General features: G+C 67.6%; 10 protein-coding genes and 1 tRNA gene. 5 read left to right on the top strand and 6 right to left on the bottom strand.

The features are described 5' to 3' along the window. Positions 1 to 138: 138 nt before the first annotated feature. Complete coding sequence (locus Q7W51_01090) at positions 139 to 8,901, top strand: glucoamylase family protein (protein MDO8846971.1); 8,763 nt, start codon at positions 139 to 141, stop codon at positions 8,899 to 8,901. A 9-nt stretch (positions 8,902 to 8,910) separates the two neighbouring features. Here the strand turns inward: Q7W51_01090 and Q7W51_01085 are convergent, their stop codons facing one another. Beyond that, on the bottom strand, positions 8,911 to 9,723 hold the full coding sequence (locus Q7W51_01085) for an SDR family oxidoreductase (protein ID MDO8846970.1): 813 nt from the start codon (positions 9,721 to 9,723) through the stop codon (positions 8,911 to 8,913). A 148-nt stretch (positions 9,724 to 9,871) separates the two neighbouring features. Between Q7W51_01085 and Q7W51_01080 the strand changes: the two genes are divergently transcribed. The 3 genes from Q7W51_01080 (at position 9,872) to Q7W51_01070 (ending at position 12,669) form a co-directional block, all read left to right on the top strand. Next, on the top strand, positions 9,872 to 10,621 hold the full coding sequence (locus Q7W51_01080; GenBank protein MDO8846969.1) for a hypothetical protein: 750 nt from the start codon (positions 9,872 to 9,874) through the stop codon (positions 10,619 to 10,621). 182 nt (positions 10,622 to 10,803) lie between these two features. Next, a complete protein-coding gene (locus tag Q7W51_01075; GenBank protein ID MDO8846968.1) occupies positions 10,804 to 11,940 on the top strand; it encodes a hypothetical protein in 1,137 nt (378 codons plus the stop codon). A gap of 81 nt (positions 11,941 to 12,021) precedes the next feature. Further along, the gene (locus tag Q7W51_01070) at positions 12,022 to 12,669 is read left to right on the top strand and encodes a zinc ribbon domain-containing protein (GenBank protein MDO8846967.1); all 648 of its coding nucleotides are present in this window, start codon (positions 12,022 to 12,024) and stop codon (positions 12,667 to 12,669) included. A 35-nt stretch (positions 12,670 to 12,704) separates the two neighbouring features. On the opposite strand, the gene Q7W51_01065 is transcribed toward Q7W51_01070, so the two are convergent. The 3 genes from Q7W51_01065 to Q7W51_01055 all read right to left on the bottom strand — a co-directional run bounded on the left by Q7W51_01065 (position 12,705) and on the right by Q7W51_01055 (position 15,038). Next, positions 12,705 to 14,198, bottom strand: a complete 1,494-nt coding sequence (locus Q7W51_01065; GenBank protein MDO8846966.1) for an HD domain-containing phosphohydrolase — start codon at positions 14,196 to 14,198, stop codon at positions 12,705 to 12,707. Positions 14,199 to 14,513: 315 nt separating this feature from the next. Beyond that, positions 14,514 to 14,590: transfer RNA gene (locus tag Q7W51_01060), tRNA-Ile, on the bottom strand. 46 nt (positions 14,591 to 14,636) lie between these two features. Further along, entirely contained in the window at positions 14,637 to 15,038 is a 402-nt protein-coding gene (locus Q7W51_01055; protein ID MDO8846965.1) for a secondary thiamine-phosphate synthase enzyme YjbQ, read from the bottom strand. Between the two features lie 94 nt (positions 15,039 to 15,132). Between Q7W51_01055 and Q7W51_01050 the strand changes: the two genes are divergently transcribed. Continuing rightward, complete coding sequence (locus Q7W51_01050) at positions 15,133 to 15,630, top strand: bifunctional nuclease family protein (GenBank protein MDO8846964.1); 498 nt, start codon at positions 15,133 to 15,135, stop codon at positions 15,628 to 15,630. A 28-nt stretch (positions 15,631 to 15,658) separates the two neighbouring features. Here the strand turns inward: Q7W51_01050 and Q7W51_01045 are convergent, their stop codons facing one another. Together Q7W51_01045 and Q7W51_01040 are read right to left on the bottom strand one after the other, a co-directional pair. Continuing rightward, positions 15,659 to 16,849 carry an ABC transporter permease gene (locus Q7W51_01045; protein ID MDO8846963.1) on the bottom strand — a complete coding sequence of 397 codons (1,191 nt, stop codon included), beginning with the start codon at positions 16,847 to 16,849 and terminating at the stop codon, positions 15,659 to 15,661. After that, positions 16,846 to 17,622, bottom strand: a complete 777-nt coding sequence (locus Q7W51_01040; GenBank protein ID MDO8846962.1) for an ABC transporter ATP-binding protein — start codon at positions 17,620 to 17,622, stop codon at positions 16,846 to 16,848. The genes Q7W51_01045 and Q7W51_01040 overlap by 4 nt, the downstream gene beginning before the upstream one ends. Between the last annotated feature and the right edge of the window lie 3 nt (positions 17,623 to 17,625).

The raw sequence follows: 17,625 nt of genomic DNA, 5'->3' as shown, positions 1-17,625 counted from the left end.
CCGGAGTCCGCGCTATCAGCCCAAGCAACCTGCGTGCCGCATTCGCCCCGACGCCCGCCGACGCTCAAACGTGGCACAATGTGCAGTGGACCCCGCCGCATCCAAACACGTGTCGCTCGGACACGGGAGAGACAGGGCATGGATCGCACCGGAGAGCCGAACGGCATTCCGCTTCCCGAAGGTGACGAGCCTCTCCGCGGCGAACTCCTCGGCATGGACCGCCTCGCATCGGCGGCCCGGGAACTCGCCCGTTCCCAGGCGTGGACTCGCTCGAGCACCCGGGCGAAGACACCCCTGCTGAAGCTGATCGACGCTGCCGGGCGGGAACTGGCCGGCGTGTACCGCATACTCGCTGCCGATATCCGCGACGACACGCCCGTGTCCCCCGCTGCCGAGTGGCTTCTCGATAACTTCTACCTCATCGAGGAGCAGATCACACTGGTCCGCGATGACCTGCCGGCAAACTACGGCGCCGAGCTTCCCCGGCTCGAGAACGGCGAGTTCGCTGCGTACCCCCGCATCTTCGAGGCGATCGTCGCGCTCGTGGTGCACACCGATGCGCGCGTGGACCGCGAGGGCCTCGAGCTGTTCATCATGGCCTACCAGGATGTCTCGCCGCTCTCGATCGGCGAGGTCTGGGCAGTGCCGATCATGCTTCGCATCGCCCTCATCGAAGACCTGCGGCGGCTGGCCCGGCGTGTCCTGGAGGCCCATCAGGCCATCGTGGGCGGCAACCGGTTCGCGGACAGCATCATCGTCGCGGCCGATGAGGGTCCCGAGGCGGTCGCCGCGCGCATCGCTGAACTCGACGGCGTTCACGTTGAGATGCCCGCGCCGTTCCTCGTGCGGCTCTCCCAGCGGCTCGCCGGCCAGGAGGTGGTGCTTGCGCCACTCGCAGACTGGCTTCAGTCCACGCTCGAGCGGCGCGGCGACGATCTCGCCCGGCTCACGCAGGCCACGCACCAGCAGCAGGCAGCCGATCAGGTCTCGGTCGCCAATGCCATCACGAGCGTCCGGTTCATGGACGGCTTCGAGTGGCGCGAGTTCTTCGAGGACGCGAGTCTCGTTGAGCACATCCTCCGTGAGGATCCGGCCGGCGTGTATCCTCGCATGGACTTTGTCAGCCGCGACCGCTACCGGCACGCAATCGAGAGCATCGCCCGCCGATGCGAGCACGGCGAGATCGAGGTCGCCGAGGCCGTCATCAGCCACTCCCTCGAGGCATTGCGCCTCGATGCCGCAGACGGACTGCGCAGCCACGTCGGCTTCCACCTGGTCAGCGCCGGGCGATACCGCTTCGAGCAAAGCATCGGCTACCGCCCACACCCCCGCGAGCGTCTCTACCGCGGGCCCCTCGCTGCGCGCGGCACGATCTACTGGAGCATGCTCGGATTGTTCACCGCCCTACTTGCGGGCGGATGCGCCGCAGTGACCTACGCCGTGACCGCAGGCGTCTGGCCTGCGGTCGCACTCGGGCTCCTTTCGATCGTGCCGGTCTCCGAGGTGGCCCTCACGGTGGTCAACCGCCTCGCCGCATGGGTGTGGCCTGCGCGGACCCTGCCCAAGATCGACCACCGCCATCCCGTGTCGGGCGCCCACTGCACGATGGTCGTATACACGGCACTGCTCACCTCGGCGAAATCCGCCCAGCACGTCATCGACAACATGGAGATCGGCTACCTGGCGAACACGGACCACAACGTCCGGTTCGCGGTGCTTGCGGACCTCAAAGGCGCAGCCGAGCAGCGGACGCCGCCGGACGACGCGATCATCGAGGCCGCACGTCGCGGTATCGCGATCCTCAACGACCGCTATGGTCTGCCCGGCGAGCGCCCGTTCGGGCTATTCGTGCGCGGACGCACCTGGAGCGAGCACGACAAGACCTGGATGGGCTGGGAGCGCAAGCGCGGCGCGCTCACCGAGTTCTGCAGCTTGCTCCGGGGTGCCACCGATACGTCGTTCGAGGTCGTGGAGGCTGACTCGGCCATCTTCCCCGGCCTGACGTTCGTCATCACGCTCGACACCGACACCGTGATCCCGCGTGATGGCGCCCGCAAGCTGATCTCCACGATCGCTCACCCGCTCAACCGCGCGCATCTCGACCCGGTCACGCGCACGGTCCGGCGCGGCTACGGCCTCGTCCAACCGCGGGTGTCGATGTCACTTGAAGGCGCTGGCGGCAGCCTGTTCGCGTGGCTCTACTCGGGGATCACCGGCGTCGACCCATACGCGGGCGCCGTGTCCGACACGTACCAGGACGTCTTCGGCGAGGGTTCGTTCACCGGCAAGGGCATCTTCGAGGTGGACATCTTCAATGCGGCGCTCGGCGACCGCTTCTGCGAAAACACGCTGCTCAGCCACGATCTGCTCGAAGGCTCGTACCTGCGGACCGCGCTCGCCTCGGACGTGGAGGTGCTCGACGACCAGCCCGCGAGCTACATCTCGCACTGCGCGCGGCTCCACCGGTGGGTGCGCGGTGACTGGCAGACCCTGCCATGGCTCTTCCCGCGCGTCCCGACGCCCGACGGACGCCAGAAGAACCCGCTCACGCGGCTGCATCGCTGGAAGATCGTGGACAACCTGCGGCGGAGTCTCTATCCGCCGCTGATGATGCTCTTCTCGCTCGCGGGATTCGCAGTGCTGTCCGAAGGACACTGGGCGTGGCTCCTGCTCGTGCTGGCGCTCCTCGGCTTCCCGCTCTACTTCGGCCTCCTGGACTCGATGCTCTTCCGTCGCCCGCCGCGCGACACGCGCAGCGACCGGACGACGTTCGTCTCGGACATGCGGCGCGACCTGCTCCGCAACGCGCTGAACATCGCGGTTCTGCCGCACCAGGCGTACGTGATGACCGACGCGATCGTCCGCGCGCTGTGGCGGATGACCGTCTCGCACCGCAACTTGCTGGAGTGGGAGACCGCCGCCGAGTCCGAGCGACGGATCGGCAACTCGACGCTCTCCGCCTTCGTGCGACGCATGTGGCCTGCAGGCGCGATCACCCTCGCGGCTGGAGTGCCGATCGCGCTCGGCCCGGGCGGCCTCATGGCACTGCTCGCGGCCACCCCACTCCTCCTGCTGTGGCTCGGAGCGCCCGCGGCCGCGTGGCGCGCCAGCACGCCCACGCCCGAGCCCGATTCCGGGGTGACGCCCGCCGACGTGGCCGTGATGCGGCGTGTCGCGCGCCTGACCTGGCGCTTCTTCCTCACCTTCGTCACGCCCGAGGACCACTACCTCGCACCCGACAACTACCAGGAGGACCCGAAGGATGAGGTGGCGCACCGCACCTCACCCACGAACATGGGTCTTCAGCTTCTGTCGTACGTGTCCGCCTACGACCTCGGCTATCTGACCGTCTCGGGGTTCGTCGAAAGCGTTTCCCGGACGCTCACGACGCTCACCGGCATGGAACGCTTCCGCGGACATTTCTACAACTGGTACGACACCCGCACGCTTCAGCCGCTCAGGCCCACCTACGTCTCCACGGTCGACTCGGGGAACCTGGCCGGCCACCTGGTGGCGCTCCGCGTGGCGATGCTCGAGATCTCCGAACGGCCGCTGCTCGACATCGCCACACTCGACGGGATCGCCGATACGGTGCGGCTTGCGCTCGAGGACCTCCAGGCCGCACGGTCGTCGTCGGGCGGCAACAGCACCCTCTCGGAGGTACGCACGGCGCTCGAAGAGGTCATCCGCCGCATCAGCCTGGACACGCCGCCCGAGAACCTCGGCGAATGGCTCGCCTCTCTCGAGGGGCTCGCCGCGCTCACCGGCACCCTCGAAGGCCGCATGGCGTCGGTCATGCGCACCGATCCCGAGAACGTCGCACTCGCGTGGGCAGCCGCATCGGTTCGCGACGCGGCTGCAGCGGTGCGCGCGCCTCTCGATCTCATCGGAACCTGTGCGCCGTGGGCGCGCGAGGTCCTCGCTGCTGCCGGCTCGCATGCAGGCGTGCCGGATCCGGCACTTGCCCCGCTGCTGTCCTTCGTGCCGAGCCTCGTCGGACTCGCCGAAGGCCTCGAAGCCGCGCTTGTCGCGCTCGATGCCCTCGCCGCCGGCGACAGCAGGGACGCGCAGTGGGCCGTGCGCGTGGCAGCCGGCATCCGCGGCGGTCGCAGCGCGGCGGTGGCACTCCTCGCCGAACTCCGCCTCGGCGCGGACATCGTTCGCGAGATGTGGAACCACACCGACTTCGCGATGCTCTTCGCCGAGAGTCGGCTGCTGTTCTCGATCGGCTTCAACGCCGCCGAAGGCCGCCTCGATGACTCCTACTACGACATGCTCGCGAGCGAGTGCCGCCTCGCAAGCTTCCTCGCCGTGGCCAAAGGCGAGATCCCGCAGGAGCACTGGTTCCGGCTCGGCCGCGCGATCACGCGCACCGAGGGCGGGACGGCGCTCGTGAGTTGGAGCGCGAGCATGTTCGAGTACCTTATGCCGCTGCTGGTGATGAAGAGCTGGCCGACTACTCTCCTCGACCGCACCTATAAGAGCGTCGTGCGTCGGCAGATCCAGTACGGCGGCCAGCGCGGCGTGCCGTGGGGCGTCTCCGAGTCCGCGTTCAACGCCAAGGACGTCGATCTCACCTACCAGTACCAGGCGTTCGGCGTTCCCGGCCTCGGTCTCAAGCGGGGTCTCTCGGCGGACGTGGTGATCGCCCCGTACGCCACCGTGCTCGCGCTCATGGTCGCGCCGCGCGAGGCACTCGACAACATGGCCGTGCTTGCGGGCCAGGGTGCCGAGGGGCGGTACGGTTTCTACGAGGCCATCGACTATACGCCGGGCCGCGTCCCCGCCGGCAAGGAGCGGGCCATCGTACGCGCATACATGGCGCACCATCAGGGCATGTGCTTCGTGTCGCTCGGCAACATGCTCACCGACTTCCGGATGCAGGACCGCTTCCACGCCGATCCGCTCGTCGGCTCGGCCGAACTGCTGCTCCAGGAGCGCGTGCCTCGGCGCATCCAGCTCGCCCAGCCTCGTGTGGAAGAGGTCGAGTTCGTGCGGTCGGTGCGAGAGACGCCGCCGCCTGTGACCCGCGCCTATCCCCTGGCAGACACGCGCGTGCCGGCCACCCACTTCCTCTCGAACGGCAACTACTCGGTCATGGTCACCAACGGCGGCGGCGGGTACAGCCGCTGGGCGGATCGCACCGTCACCCGCTATCGCGAGGACATCACCCGCGACTGCTGGGGCACGTTCTTCTACCTCAAAGACGTGGGGACCGGCCGGGTGTGGTCGGCCACGTTCCAGCCGTCGCTCGCCGAGCCCGACGACTACCACGTGACCTTCTCGGCGGACAAGGCGGACTATCGACGGCTCGACGGCGACGTCGAGACGCACACCGAGGTGATCGTCTCGCCCGAAGACGACCTCGAGGTCCGGCGGCTCACGATCGCCAACCATGGCCACGCGCCGCTCGCCCTCGAGGTCACGTCGTACCTCGAGGTGACGCTCGCCCCCCAGGGCGCCGACCACGCACACAAGGCGTACAGCAACCTGTTCGTAGAGACCGAGGCGGTCGACGAGCTCCGAACGCTGCTGTTCACGCGCCGGCCGCGCTCGGAGCACGAGTGGCGCCACTGGGGCTTCCACACGCTCGCCTGCGAGACGCGTGGCAGCTGCTCGTGGTCCTACGAGACCGACCGGGCGGCGTTCCTCGGCAGGCTGCGCACGCCGTCAAGCGCGCACGCGATCTGGGACGATGCCCGGCTCACCGGCACGACCGGCGCGGTGCTCGACCCGATCTGCTCCATCCGCCAGCCCGTGGTGGTGGCGCCCGGCGAGACCGTGCGGCTGGCCTTCATCACCGGCGTGACCGACTCGCGCGAACGGGCACTCACGCTCGCCGAGAAGTACCAGGACATCGTCACGGCTCAGCGGGCGGCGGACCTCGCATGGTCCACCAGCCAGATCGAGCTCCGCGACCTCGGCATCACGCCGGAGGAGTCGGTCACGTTCCTGCGTCTGGCCTCGCGCATGTTGCTCACCGACCCCTACTCGCGAATCAAGTGCCTGACCGAGACCGAGAACCGGCTCGGGATGTCGGGTCTCTGGCAGATCGGCATCTCCGGCGACGACCCGATCCTGCTCGTGACGATCGACCGGCTCGAGGAGGCCCCGATCGTGCGCCAGGCGCTCCTCGCGCATCAGTACTGGCGGAGCAAGGGCTTCGTCTCCGATCTCGTCATCCTCAACACCAAGCCGAGCGCCTACTCCTCGGAACTCGACGGCCGGCTGCGCATGCTCATGCGCACCGCGCACGCGCTGCAGCTCGCGGACAAGCCAGGCGGGGTGCACCTGCGCACCGCCGACCAGATGGCTCCCGAGGTCCGCAACCTGCTCGAGAGCGTCTCCCGGGTGCTCATCACCGGTGACGGCGGACCGATCGCGCTGCAGCTCAACCAGCGCGCGCGCTACCCCGAGCACCCCGACCGCTTCGTGCCCACCCGCCAGGCCGAGGCGTACCCGGTCACCCCGGTCACGCGTCCGACACTCGCCTTCGACAATGGCTACGGCGGGTACAACCGCGAACGCGAAGAGTACGTGATCGTCCTGGACGGCCGCCGGACCACGCCCGCGCCGTGGGTGAACGTGATCGCCACGCCTCGCTTCGGCACGCTCGTATCAGAGGCCGGGATCGGGTGCACGTGGGCCGAGAACAGCCACGAGAACCGCATCACGACATGGAACAACGACCCGGTGTCCGACGGCAGCGGCGAGTGCATCTACCTGCGCGACGAGGAGACCGGCGAGTTCTGGAGCCCCACGCCACTTCCGGTGTGGGAGGACGGCACATACATCGTGCGCCACGGACGTGGTTACTCGCGCTTCGAGCACGAAGGACATGGCATCAGCCACGCGCTCGACTGGTTCGTGGCGGCCACAGACCCGGTGCGCATCGCGCGCCTCCGGCTCACCAACACGGGTGACCGTGCGCGTCGCATCTCGGCCACGCACTTCGTCGAGTGGAGTCTCGGCGACTCGCGCAGCAAGGCGCAGCAGCGCGTGGTCACGTGGTGGGACGAGAACGCCGAGATGCTGATGGCGCACAGCTGGTTCAACCTGGACTTCCCCGGCCGGCCGGCGTTTGTCGCATGCAGCGGCATGGTCGGCTCGTACACCGCAAGCCGAACCGAGTTCATCGGCCGCAACGGCATCCCCGCCTCCCCGGAAGCGATGCGCCGCCGCAACCTCGGCGCGCAGACAGGCCGCTTCCACGACAACTGCGGCGCGCTCATGCACACGCTGGAGCTCGCGCCGGGCGAGACCGCCGAAGTGGTCTTCATGCTCGGACAGTGCGAGACGATCGAGGACGCGCACACGCTCGTCACTCGCCTTCGCGCGCCCGGTGCCGCTGAATCCGAGCTCGAGGCGGCACGCGCCCAATGGCGCGGACTGTTGGGCACGATCCAGGCGCGCACGCCGGACGAGAGACTCGACTTCATGGTCAACGGTGCGGCGCTCTACCAGTCGCTCGGGTGTCGCGTGTGGGGCCGCACGGCCACGTACCAGTCGTCCGGCGCGTACGGCTTCCGCGACCAGCTCCAGGACAGCCTGGCGCTGCTCGACGTTCGGCCGGAACTGGCACGCGAGGTGATCGTCGAAGCGTCGCGCCGCCAGTTCCCCGAAGGCGACGTGCTGCATTGGTGGCAACCGGTCTCTGGCCGCGGCGTGCGCACGCGCTTCGTGGACGACCGTCACTGGCTCGCCTACGTGACCGCCGAGTACGTCCTCGCCACGGGCGACACCTCGGTTCTCGACGTGGAGACGCCGTACCTTGAGGGCGCGGTGGTCCCGGCAGACCGCGAGGATCTCTACTTGCAGCCGAACCCCTCCCTCGAGGTCGCGTCGGTCTACGACCACTGCATGGCTGCGCTCCGTCTCGCCCCACTCGGCATGCACGGCCTACCCCTCATGGGCGGCGGCGACTGGAACGACGGCATGAACCGTGTCGGCATCGGCGGCCAGGGAGAAAGCGTCTGGATGGCCTGGTTCCTCGACGTGACGTTCCGTTCGTTCGCCGAGGTCTGCACGCTGCGTGGCGACACCGAGAGCGCCGCGGAGCTGCGAGCGCGCGCCGATGCGCTCATCTCCGCGATCGAGCGGAGCGCATGGGACGGTTCGTGGTACCGGCGCGCATTCTTCGACGACGGCACCCCGCTCGGCACCGCAGAGGCCGCCGAGTGCCGGATCGACGCCATCGCACAGGCGTGGTCCGTGCTCTCGGGCCGGGCCGATCGCGATCGCGCTCGACGGGCGATGGAGTCCGTCGAGGAGCAGCTCGTCAGGTGGGACGACGGGCTCATCAGGCTGCTCACCCCGCCGTTCGACGCGATGCAGCACGACCCCGGCTACATCAAGGGCTACGTTCCGGGCGTACGCGAGAACGGCGGGCAGTACACGCATGCCGCACTCTGGGTGGCGCTCGCGTATGCGCGGCTCGGTGACGGCGACGAGGCTGTCTCGCTGCTGGACCTGCTCAACCCGCTTTCCCATGCGCTCGATGCCGAAGCGGTCGAGCGGTACAAGGTGGAGCCGTACGTGGTGGCTGCCGACGTGTACGCGGTCGACCCGCACACCGGGCGCGGCGGCTGGACCTGGTACACCGGCTCGGCTGCCTGGTTCTTCCAGGTGGCGGTGCGCGGCATCCTCGGCCTTCGCACGGTTGCCGAGTCAGGCACACGCTACCTCGAGTTCGACCCGTGCATCCCGAAGGACTGGGACCGCTACTCGATGACCTACCGGTTCGGCACCACGACCTATGCGATCACCGTGGAGAACCCGCGCGGCGTCAACCGCGGCGTCTCGCACGTGACGCTCGACGGGCAGCGTCTTGCCGGCGTCCGCGTGGCGCTCACCGACGACGGCGCGACGCACGAGGTGGTTGTGGGGCTGATCGGCGCGTAGCGGCTTCGGCTAGCGGTCCTGCCCCATCCAGCGCGGGTGCATGAGGCGCATGAAGCGCTGGCCGCCAAGGAGTGCGCGGGCCCGAAGAAGCGCGCGAGCGTATGCGGCCACCGGGTAACGCAAGCGGTCCGAGGGGTCCATGATCGCCGCCCAGACCTCATCGGCCGCGTCGGCCGCGCCCGTACGCTTCTCAACGCTCGCTCCGAAGCTGTTCATCGCCCGAAGGTACGGCGCGTAGGGGCCGGTCGGCTCGGCGCGGTCGTCCATCGCCCGGTAGATGGGCGTCTCGACGTAGCCGGGTTCGACGATCTTCACGCGCACGCCGAAGGGCTTGAGTTCGTGCCACAGCCCCTCGCTGAACCCCTCAAGCGCGTGCTTGGTGGCGTTGTAGACCGTGAAGAACGGGAAGACGAAACGCCCGCCGATCGAGCTGACGTTCACGATCGTCCCGCTGCCCCGCTCGCGCATGGACGGGAGCATCGCACCCGTCAATTCGATCGCCGAGAACGTGTTGACCTGGAAGATGTCGCGAAGGGTCTCGGCCGACACCTCTTCGACCGGCGCGTAGACGACGTACCCGGCGTTGTTGACGAGCACGTCCGGCACGCCGTTATCGGCGATGAAGCGCTGCGTGAAGCTGTTGACCGCGTGCGGGAATCTGAGCTCGAGGCGGTAGATGCTCACATCGGCGGGCAGCCCGTTGGCTTCGGCGCTCGTGTCGTCGCGCACGGTCCCGAAGACGGTCCACCCCGCCGCGTGTGCCCGCAGCGCAAGCGCCTGCCCCAGCCCGGAGGACACCCCGGTGATCAAGATCGACGGCATGGCGCCGCGCTCCTTCCTTGAGCCTCGCACACTAGTGAGTATCCCCGAACGACGGTACCGGCGGAACTGCCGGACTCTTTGACGCACGGACGGCGGGGGCGCACAATCTGCACAACGCCAGCCGCCCGTCTTCATGCGAGGAGATCTCATGGACGACTACCCCGGCCAGAACCCGGCCCCCGGCACGCCTCCACCGCCCTCCTACCCCCAGCAGCCTCCCGCGCCGGCATACCAGCAGCCGGCTCCGCCGACGCCCGCTGCGCCCCCGGCAGCCGGCTATGCGCCTGCACCGGCCGGCTATGCGCCTGCACCCGTTGCGCCGCCGAAGAAGAAGACCTGGCTGTGGATCGTCCTCGCGATAGTCGGTGTGGGTCTGCTCGGCTGCATCGGCCTTACGATCGCCGGCGTCTCCCTGTTCAGTGCGGCCGCTGAGCCGGGCGCGTCGATCGACGCGATCAACCAGGCGGCACTCGATGGCGACACCGCAACGTTCGAGAAGTACTTCGACTCGGAGTCGGTGTCCCGCTCGGCGTACTCCGACTTCATCGACTACGTGAAGAGCACGCCGGACTATGAGTCCCTCGTCACCGAGCTCGGCGAGGAAGAGGCCGACCGCATGCTGCGTGAGGACATCCTCCCCGAGGACGCGTTCGTGGACGAGATGATTGGCGAGTTCAGCGTGGATGCGCTCGAAGAGGGCCAGGTTCCCTTCCCGAACTACACCACCACCTCTACGTCGATCGAGAACAGCACCGCCGAGATCACGATCGTCACGATCGAGGACGGCGAGGAGGTCACCTACGTCCTCGGCATGGTCAAGGAGACCGTCGGCGACGAGGATATCTGGCGCGTGACCGAGATCAAGAACATCGCCGATATGCTTGAAGAGGATCTGTAGCCGCAGGGCTGCTGCACCTCTGAAGCGTTGTGCACGAAGTGCGGTCGCCCCCGGGCGGCCGCACTTGCGCGTTTCGGGCATGTGCCCGCTGGTGGGTATATCCACCTATGCCTGGATGCGCGGACACGCGAAACGCCGCCGCCTTCCAGCGATGCCACCAGCCCCGACACAGGGAGGTTGCCGTGGATGGACTCACCCTCGACGATGCACTCGAGCTTGCCCGGACGCGCGGAGGACACCGGATCTCGCTCGTCATGCCCACGCACCGGTTCAGTCCCGGAAGCCAGGAGGAGGACACCACACGCCTCAGGAACCTGCTGCGGAGCGCCGCTGACGCACTCGCAGCACGCGGCGTGAAGCCCGCCGAGATCGTCGGGTTGCTCGCACCCGCTCAGGCGCTGTCCGAGGACCGCCCGTTCTGGCTGCGGTCGACCGAGGGCCTGGTCCTCCTGATCGGGCCTGAGGGGATGCGTACCTTCAGGCTGGAACGCGCCGCACAGGAGTCCGTCGTGGTGAACGACCGGTATCATCTGCGCCCCGTCCTGGATCTCATCGGCACTCATCGGACCTACTGGCTGCTCTCGATCAGCCAGAAGCACGTCCGGCTCTTCGAGGGCTCGCGCGCGGCCCTCACGGAAGTGCCAGCCGAGCACGTTCCCGAGAGCCTGTCTGACGCGATGCAGTGGGACGACTTTGAGAAGGCCTCGCTGCAGTTCCACTCCGGCAGCGGCAGCCGCGGCCCGGCGATCTTCCACGGAACAGGCGAGACGCCGGTCAAAGACCAGCTGGTCCGGTTCTTCCGCGCGATCGACGGCGGTCTGCACGACCATCTGCGCGACAGCGACGCTCCACTCATCCTTGCAGGGGTGGACTACCTGCTGCCGCTCTACCGCGACACCAACACGTACCGACACCTCGCCGTCGAAGCGATCACCGGCAACACCGACTCCCTGACCACGTCCGCGCTGCACGCCCGGGCGACCGAGGTGGCCGACCACCTCGCCGAAGAGGAGTACGCACGCCTCGTTGCCCGGATCGAGGAGGCGTGGGGGTCTTCCAAGATCACGCCGGACCCGGAGACGATCGTGCCTGCGGCGCACCACGGGCGTGTGGAGACGCTGCTGCTCGCTGATGAGGCCGAGCGTCATGGCACCTACGACGCCGACTCGGGCCGCGTGACCGTGAAGGACGGCGCCGATGGAGAGGATCTTCTCGACCTTGCCGCGCTCCACACGCTGGAGAACGGTGGGAGGGTCGTCAGTCTCCCCGGCGAGCAGATGCCGCATGGAGCTGACGTGGTCGCCGTGCTGCGCTACTGATCTGACATTTCGGCGTTGACGCTCGGTGCGCGGTCGCCCTAGCATCGTCGGTGATGACTCATGTGACACGAGGGGGCACTGATGGCCGAGTTCAAGTTCTCCGACAACTACACCGACCTGAGCGCAGAGGACGGTGCGCGCGCCGGTTTCCAGTTCGAGTTCAACTGCGAGCGGTGCGGAGACGCGTGGCGCAGCGAGTTCGTCCCGTTCAAGGCCGGTCAGGCTGCCGAGTGGGTCGGCAAGGCCGCGGGCATCTTCGGCGGGGTCCTCGGCAACGTGAGCGACGTGGCCGACGGCGTGTCCGACAAGGCGTTCGGGCTCGAGCACGACAAGCAGTTCCAGCTCGCCATCGAGGCGGCGCAGGTCCACTTCCATCGGTGCCCCAAGTGCACCAACTACTTCTGCGACGCCTGCTGGAACGAGGAGGCCGGGCTTTGCCTTAACGACGCGCCCTCGGCGGAAGTCGAGATCGAGAGCGCGTTCGCGGCGGGCAGGGTTCAGGCTGCGGGTGAGAAGGCAGCGCTCGCCGGCATCCACGAGGGCAAGCACATGGACGTCAAGGAGCGTGCGCAGCTCGTGTGCCCCGCGTGTGGCGCCGAGACAAAGGGCGCCAAGTTCTGCCCCGAGTGCGGTCAGAAGCTGGCGCAGAAGGCGTATTGCCCCGAGTGTGGCGCGGCAGTGCCGGAGAGCGCGAAGTTCTGCCCGGAGTGTGGCGCGAAGAAGGGGTGAGGCGGGCGTGACGCGTCAGACCCCCGCCCCGGCTTCTACGTGGCGGGGGTCTGACGCCCCGCTGCAGCTGCAGACTCTCCGAACGTGAAGACCGTGCTCTCGGCGAACACGAACTCTCCCTTTTCGAACACCGCGACACAGGCATCGACGACCTTCGGGTCGAACGCCGTCCCGCTACCGGCACGAATCAAGTCGAGTGCGTATTCCACGCCGTGCGCTGCCCGGTACGGCCGGTGCGAAGAGACCGCCTCCACCACGTCCGCGACTGCGATCACCATGGCTTCCGGTCTGATCTGGTCACCGCTCAGGCCCTGCGGGTACCCGCTCCCGTCCAGCCGCTCGTGGTGCTGTGCAACCACGTCGGCCACTGGCCATGGGAACGTGATGTGCTGCAGAATCGCCGCGCCGGCCTCCGGGTGACTCTTCACGAGTTCGAACTCGGCGTACGTCAATGATGCGGGCTTCGAAAGGATCTCGGCCGGCACAACGAGCTTTCCGATGTCATGCAGGGAGGCTGCGACGCTCACAAATCGTCGGCGCTCGGCCGTCCAGCCGAGTTCGACCGCTATGGCCAGGGCCAGTCCGGCGACACGCCCTTGGTGCCCCGCGGTGTACATGTCGCGTATCTCGGAGATCCTCGCCAGCGCGCGCAGGGTCCCTGCGAGGCTCTGGCGCGCAAGATCATCGGCCATAGCATGGTGTTGGAGCTCCTCCGCAAGTTGCGCTCTAACCTCGTAGAGCGCAGCGGTGCCGTCCAGCACCTGTTGCTCCATCCTGCGCCTGAGCTCGTGGTTCTCTTGACCTGCGTTGTGTTCGGCAGTCACGTCGTTGAACACCACGAGGGTCATGCTCTCCTCGTCGGCTCCCTCTCTTGAGACGACAGGGATCGCGCTCACACACAGCCAGCGGTTCGCGCCCGTGAGCGGATTGAGGAAGCCCATCAACACGTCGATCACCGGCTCGCCGGTAACGCGCGCGACGCTCAGGGGGTTGGTGCCCGCGGGAAAGACGGTTCCGTCGCCACGTATGACATGCCAGTGCGGGTCGTCGAATGCGTTCCTCTTGAGGTCCTCGATCGAGAGGCCGAGGATGCTCTCCGCGGCTGGATTCATCGAGGTGATCGTGCCGTCGATCAGCATGGCGCCTTGACTCGAGTGCTCAAACACCGCGCGATACCGGAACGCGGCGCTCTCGGTCTCCGGAGCCTCCGGCGGGCCAGTGGTCACGCGGGACACGGTCGTCGTGGCATGCACCGCGCCCTCGGGCCCCACCAGCGGTGAGATCGCGTACGTCACCACGCCCTCGCCCGTATCCGTCAAATACGGGAACTCCCCTCGCACCGGTTTCCCCGATAGGATCACCTCGTCGCGCTGGGCAAGCAGCGCCGCGGCTACTTCGCCGCCGGCGCCGAGCTCCTGCCACGTCCTGCCGACCACATCGCCGAGTTGCTCGCCAAACGATTCGAGAACCGCCTTGTTGGCGTAGAGGTACCTCTGGCGGACGTCCTGGACGCTTACCTGCTCGCTCATGCCCGCGAACGCCGCATCCAACTCCGGGGCGTTGTCGCGCAGACGAACGGCTAGCGCGATGGGTGGTATGGGGATCTGCGTGTTCTCATGAGAACTGGGTGACGTACTCTGCGCGCTCTCGCGGGGTTCTCCTGGGACCAATGCGACCACCTCCGAGGTAGAACGTACCCCGTTTATCGGCTTTGGCGCATAGAGTCGCAATCTCGGCGCCGGAAGGTGCCTTCGCTGGGAGTCATCCCGCACGCGAAGCGCGGAGGGAGCGACCCTGGAAAAGGATTCGAGCGGGGCGCTTAGCCCCGCTCGAATGGTGTCGTATGGTGGGCCCAGGAGGACTTGAACCTCCGACCTCACGGTTATCAGCCGTGCGCTCTAGCCAGCTGAGCTATGGGCCCGCGCTGCGAACAGCCTCGATACCATAGCCTACGCCTCGAATCAGCGTCAAGAATCGCGGGGTCCCGTCACCGAGACGAGGACTGTGCGCCGCCGGGGGCCGTCGAATTCGCACAGGAACACGCCTTGCCAGGTACCGAGCGCCATCTTTCCGCCGTCGATCGGCACCGTTACGCTGGAGCCCATCAGCGATGCCTTGATGTGCGCATCGGCGTTGCCCTCGGCGTGACGCCACCCCCCGGTGCGCGGCACCAGGCGCCCGAGCCCGCTGAGGATATCGGCGCGTACGTCCGGGTCAGCCGCCTCATTGATGGTGAGACCGGCGGTCGTGTGCGGGCAGTACACACACACGTGCCCCAAACTCATACCCGCCCCGCGCACGGCGGCAGCCACCTCGGCGGTGATGTCCACCATCTCCTCGCGGCGTTGTGTGCGGATCTCGAGCTCCATGCGGCCTCCTGTCCCTGCCAGCGTACACGCCGCGTATCCGGTCCACCATACGGGCATGATAGGGTTGTGGGCACGACCGACGAAGGAGACCTGCATGCTTCTGGTCCAAGTCGCAGGACTAAGCCTCGATGCCAGCACCGAGCAGCCGGTGCTGCTGCTGGCGCCCGCTGACAACTCCGCCGACGAGGGCGAGATCCGGCGTGCGCTCCCGATTTGGATCGGTCACGCCGAGGCCACCGCTATTCTGCTCGCAATCCAGGGGATCGAGCCACCGCGCCCCATGACGCACGACCTGCTCAAGACCGCTATCGAGGCGGCAGGGTTCCTGGTAAGCCGCGTCGAGATCACGCGGCTCGAGGCAGGTACCTTCTATGCGGCACTCGTGATGCGCGGCGAAGACCGCGAGATCGCCATCGACGCGCGCCCTTCGGACTCGATCGCGCTCGCTCTGCGGTTCGGTTGCCCGGTCTACATCGCCGAGGAGATCTTCGAAGAGGCTGCGGTTGCGGTGACCGAGGTCGATGAGGAGGAAGAGGTCGAGCGCTTCCGCGACTTCCTCGACCACGTCGACCCCAGCGACTTCATGTCCTGATCGCGCGCGGCGGCCCCGCTCCGAAAGCCTACTCGTAGCGAAGCGCCTCGATGGGATCGAGCTGGCTCGCCTTCCACGCCGGGTAGACGCCGAAGAACACGCCCACCCCCACCGCGAAGAAGAACGACATCGCAACCGCCCACGGCGTCACGTTCGTCGGCACCGGGCTCGTGATCTCGATGAGTGCCGCGCCACCCCATCCGATCGCGATCCCGAGGACGCCGCCGAGGATCGAGAGCGCCACGGCCTCGATCACGAACTGCGACAGGATGTCGTAGGTGCGCGCTCCCACCGCCTTGCGGATGCCGATCTCACGGGTGCGCTCGCTCACGCTTACCAACATGATGTTCATTATGCCGATCCCGCCCACGAGTAGCGAGATGCCCGCGATACCCGCGAGCATGTACGTGAGCATTCCAAGCAGGTCTGAGAGGATGCCGAGCGTCTGCTCCTGGGAGAAGACGGTGAACTCGTCGCCGAACGTGGGCTTGAGCGCCCGCTGGATCTCGCGCCTGACCGAGTCGACTTCCTCAGGGTTGGCCGCCTTCACGACGATAGTGGAGATGTCGTTGACGCCGAAGAGCTTCTGCGCGGTCGTGATCGGGATGTAGACCTGCAGGTCCTGATCGCCCGCGAGACCGCCGCCCATGGACTCATAGTGTCCGATGACGGTGAAGCGCTGGCCGTTCAGGGTCACCTGCTTGCCGAGCGGATCCTGGTTCGGGAAGAGCTCGGTCGCGGCCCGGTAACCGAGCGCGATGACGCGCGACGCCGCCTGGACCTCGCTTCGGCGATAGTGACGGCCCCCCGCCAGCTCCGAGGTGAAGACCTCGCTCCCGTACTCGTTGCCCCCCGCAACCACCACCCGCAGTGACCGGTTGCCGGCCTTGATCGTGGCGCTCGCCTGCATGATCGGCACCACGGCGCTCGCGCCTTCAACGCGGCGCTGCAGCGTCTCCGCGTCGTCGAGCGTGAAATACCGCGACGGCGGACCGCCGCTATCCATGCCCATGCTGTACTGACCGGGAATGACGAACAGCAGGTTCGAGCCGAGGCCCTCGAGCGAGCCCGTGACCTCGTCTTGGACGCCCGTTCCGATGCCCACGAGCAGGATGACCGCCGCCACGCCGATGATCACGCCAAGCATGGTGAGCAGGCTCCGCGCCTTGTTGGCGGCGAGCGCGCGAATGGCGATGCGGAAGCTTTCGACGAAGTTCATTCGTCCGCCTCCCCCGCCTCGTCATCGGCATCCATCGCGGCGACCTCGTCGGCAGCCATGACCCGCGACTCTACGGCGACATCCGAGCGCACCCGCCCGTCGAACACGCTGATCACGCGCTCGGCATGACGCGACACGCGGTCGTCGTGCGTCACGAGCACGACGGTGATCCCCTGTTCGTGCAACTCCTGGAGCGTCGCCATGACCTCCACGCCGGAGCGCGAGTCGAGGTTGCCGGTGGGCTCGTCGGCAAGCACGATGCTCGGACTGTTCACGAGCGCCCGCGCAATCGCTACACGCTGCTGCTGGCCGCCCGAGAGCTGGCTCGAGAAGTGCCCCAGCCGATCGCCGAGGCCCACCCGCTCGAGAGCCTCCTTCGCGCGGCGCGAGCGCTCGGTACCCGCCACACCGGCGTAGACGAGCGGCAGTTCGACGTTCGCGAGCGCGCTCGTGCGCGGGAGCAGGTTGAAGGACTGGAACACGAACCCGATGTGCCTGTTCCGGAGTGCTGACAGCTGGTTTGGCGACATCTCGGACACATCCTCGCCATCGAGGATCACCTGCCCGGTGCTGGGCCGGTCGAGCAGTCCGACGATATGCATCAGCGTGGACTTGCCCGAACCCGAGGGCCCCATGATGGAGACCATCTCGCCCCGGTGGATGCGCACGTCGACACCGCGCAGCGCGTTGACCTCGATGCTCTCGAGCACGTAGGTCTTCGTCACATCACGCGTTTCGAGAACGACGTGGGGCTCGGCAGGTCGTCCGGTCATCGG

The sequence above is a fragment of the Coriobacteriia bacterium genome (genome assembly GCA_030652115.1).
In the GTDB taxonomy this organism is placed as follows: Bacteria; Actinomycetota; Coriobacteriia; order Anaerosomatales; family Anaerosomataceae; genus UBA6100.
This window is presented reverse-complemented; position numbering and strand designations above follow the sequence as displayed.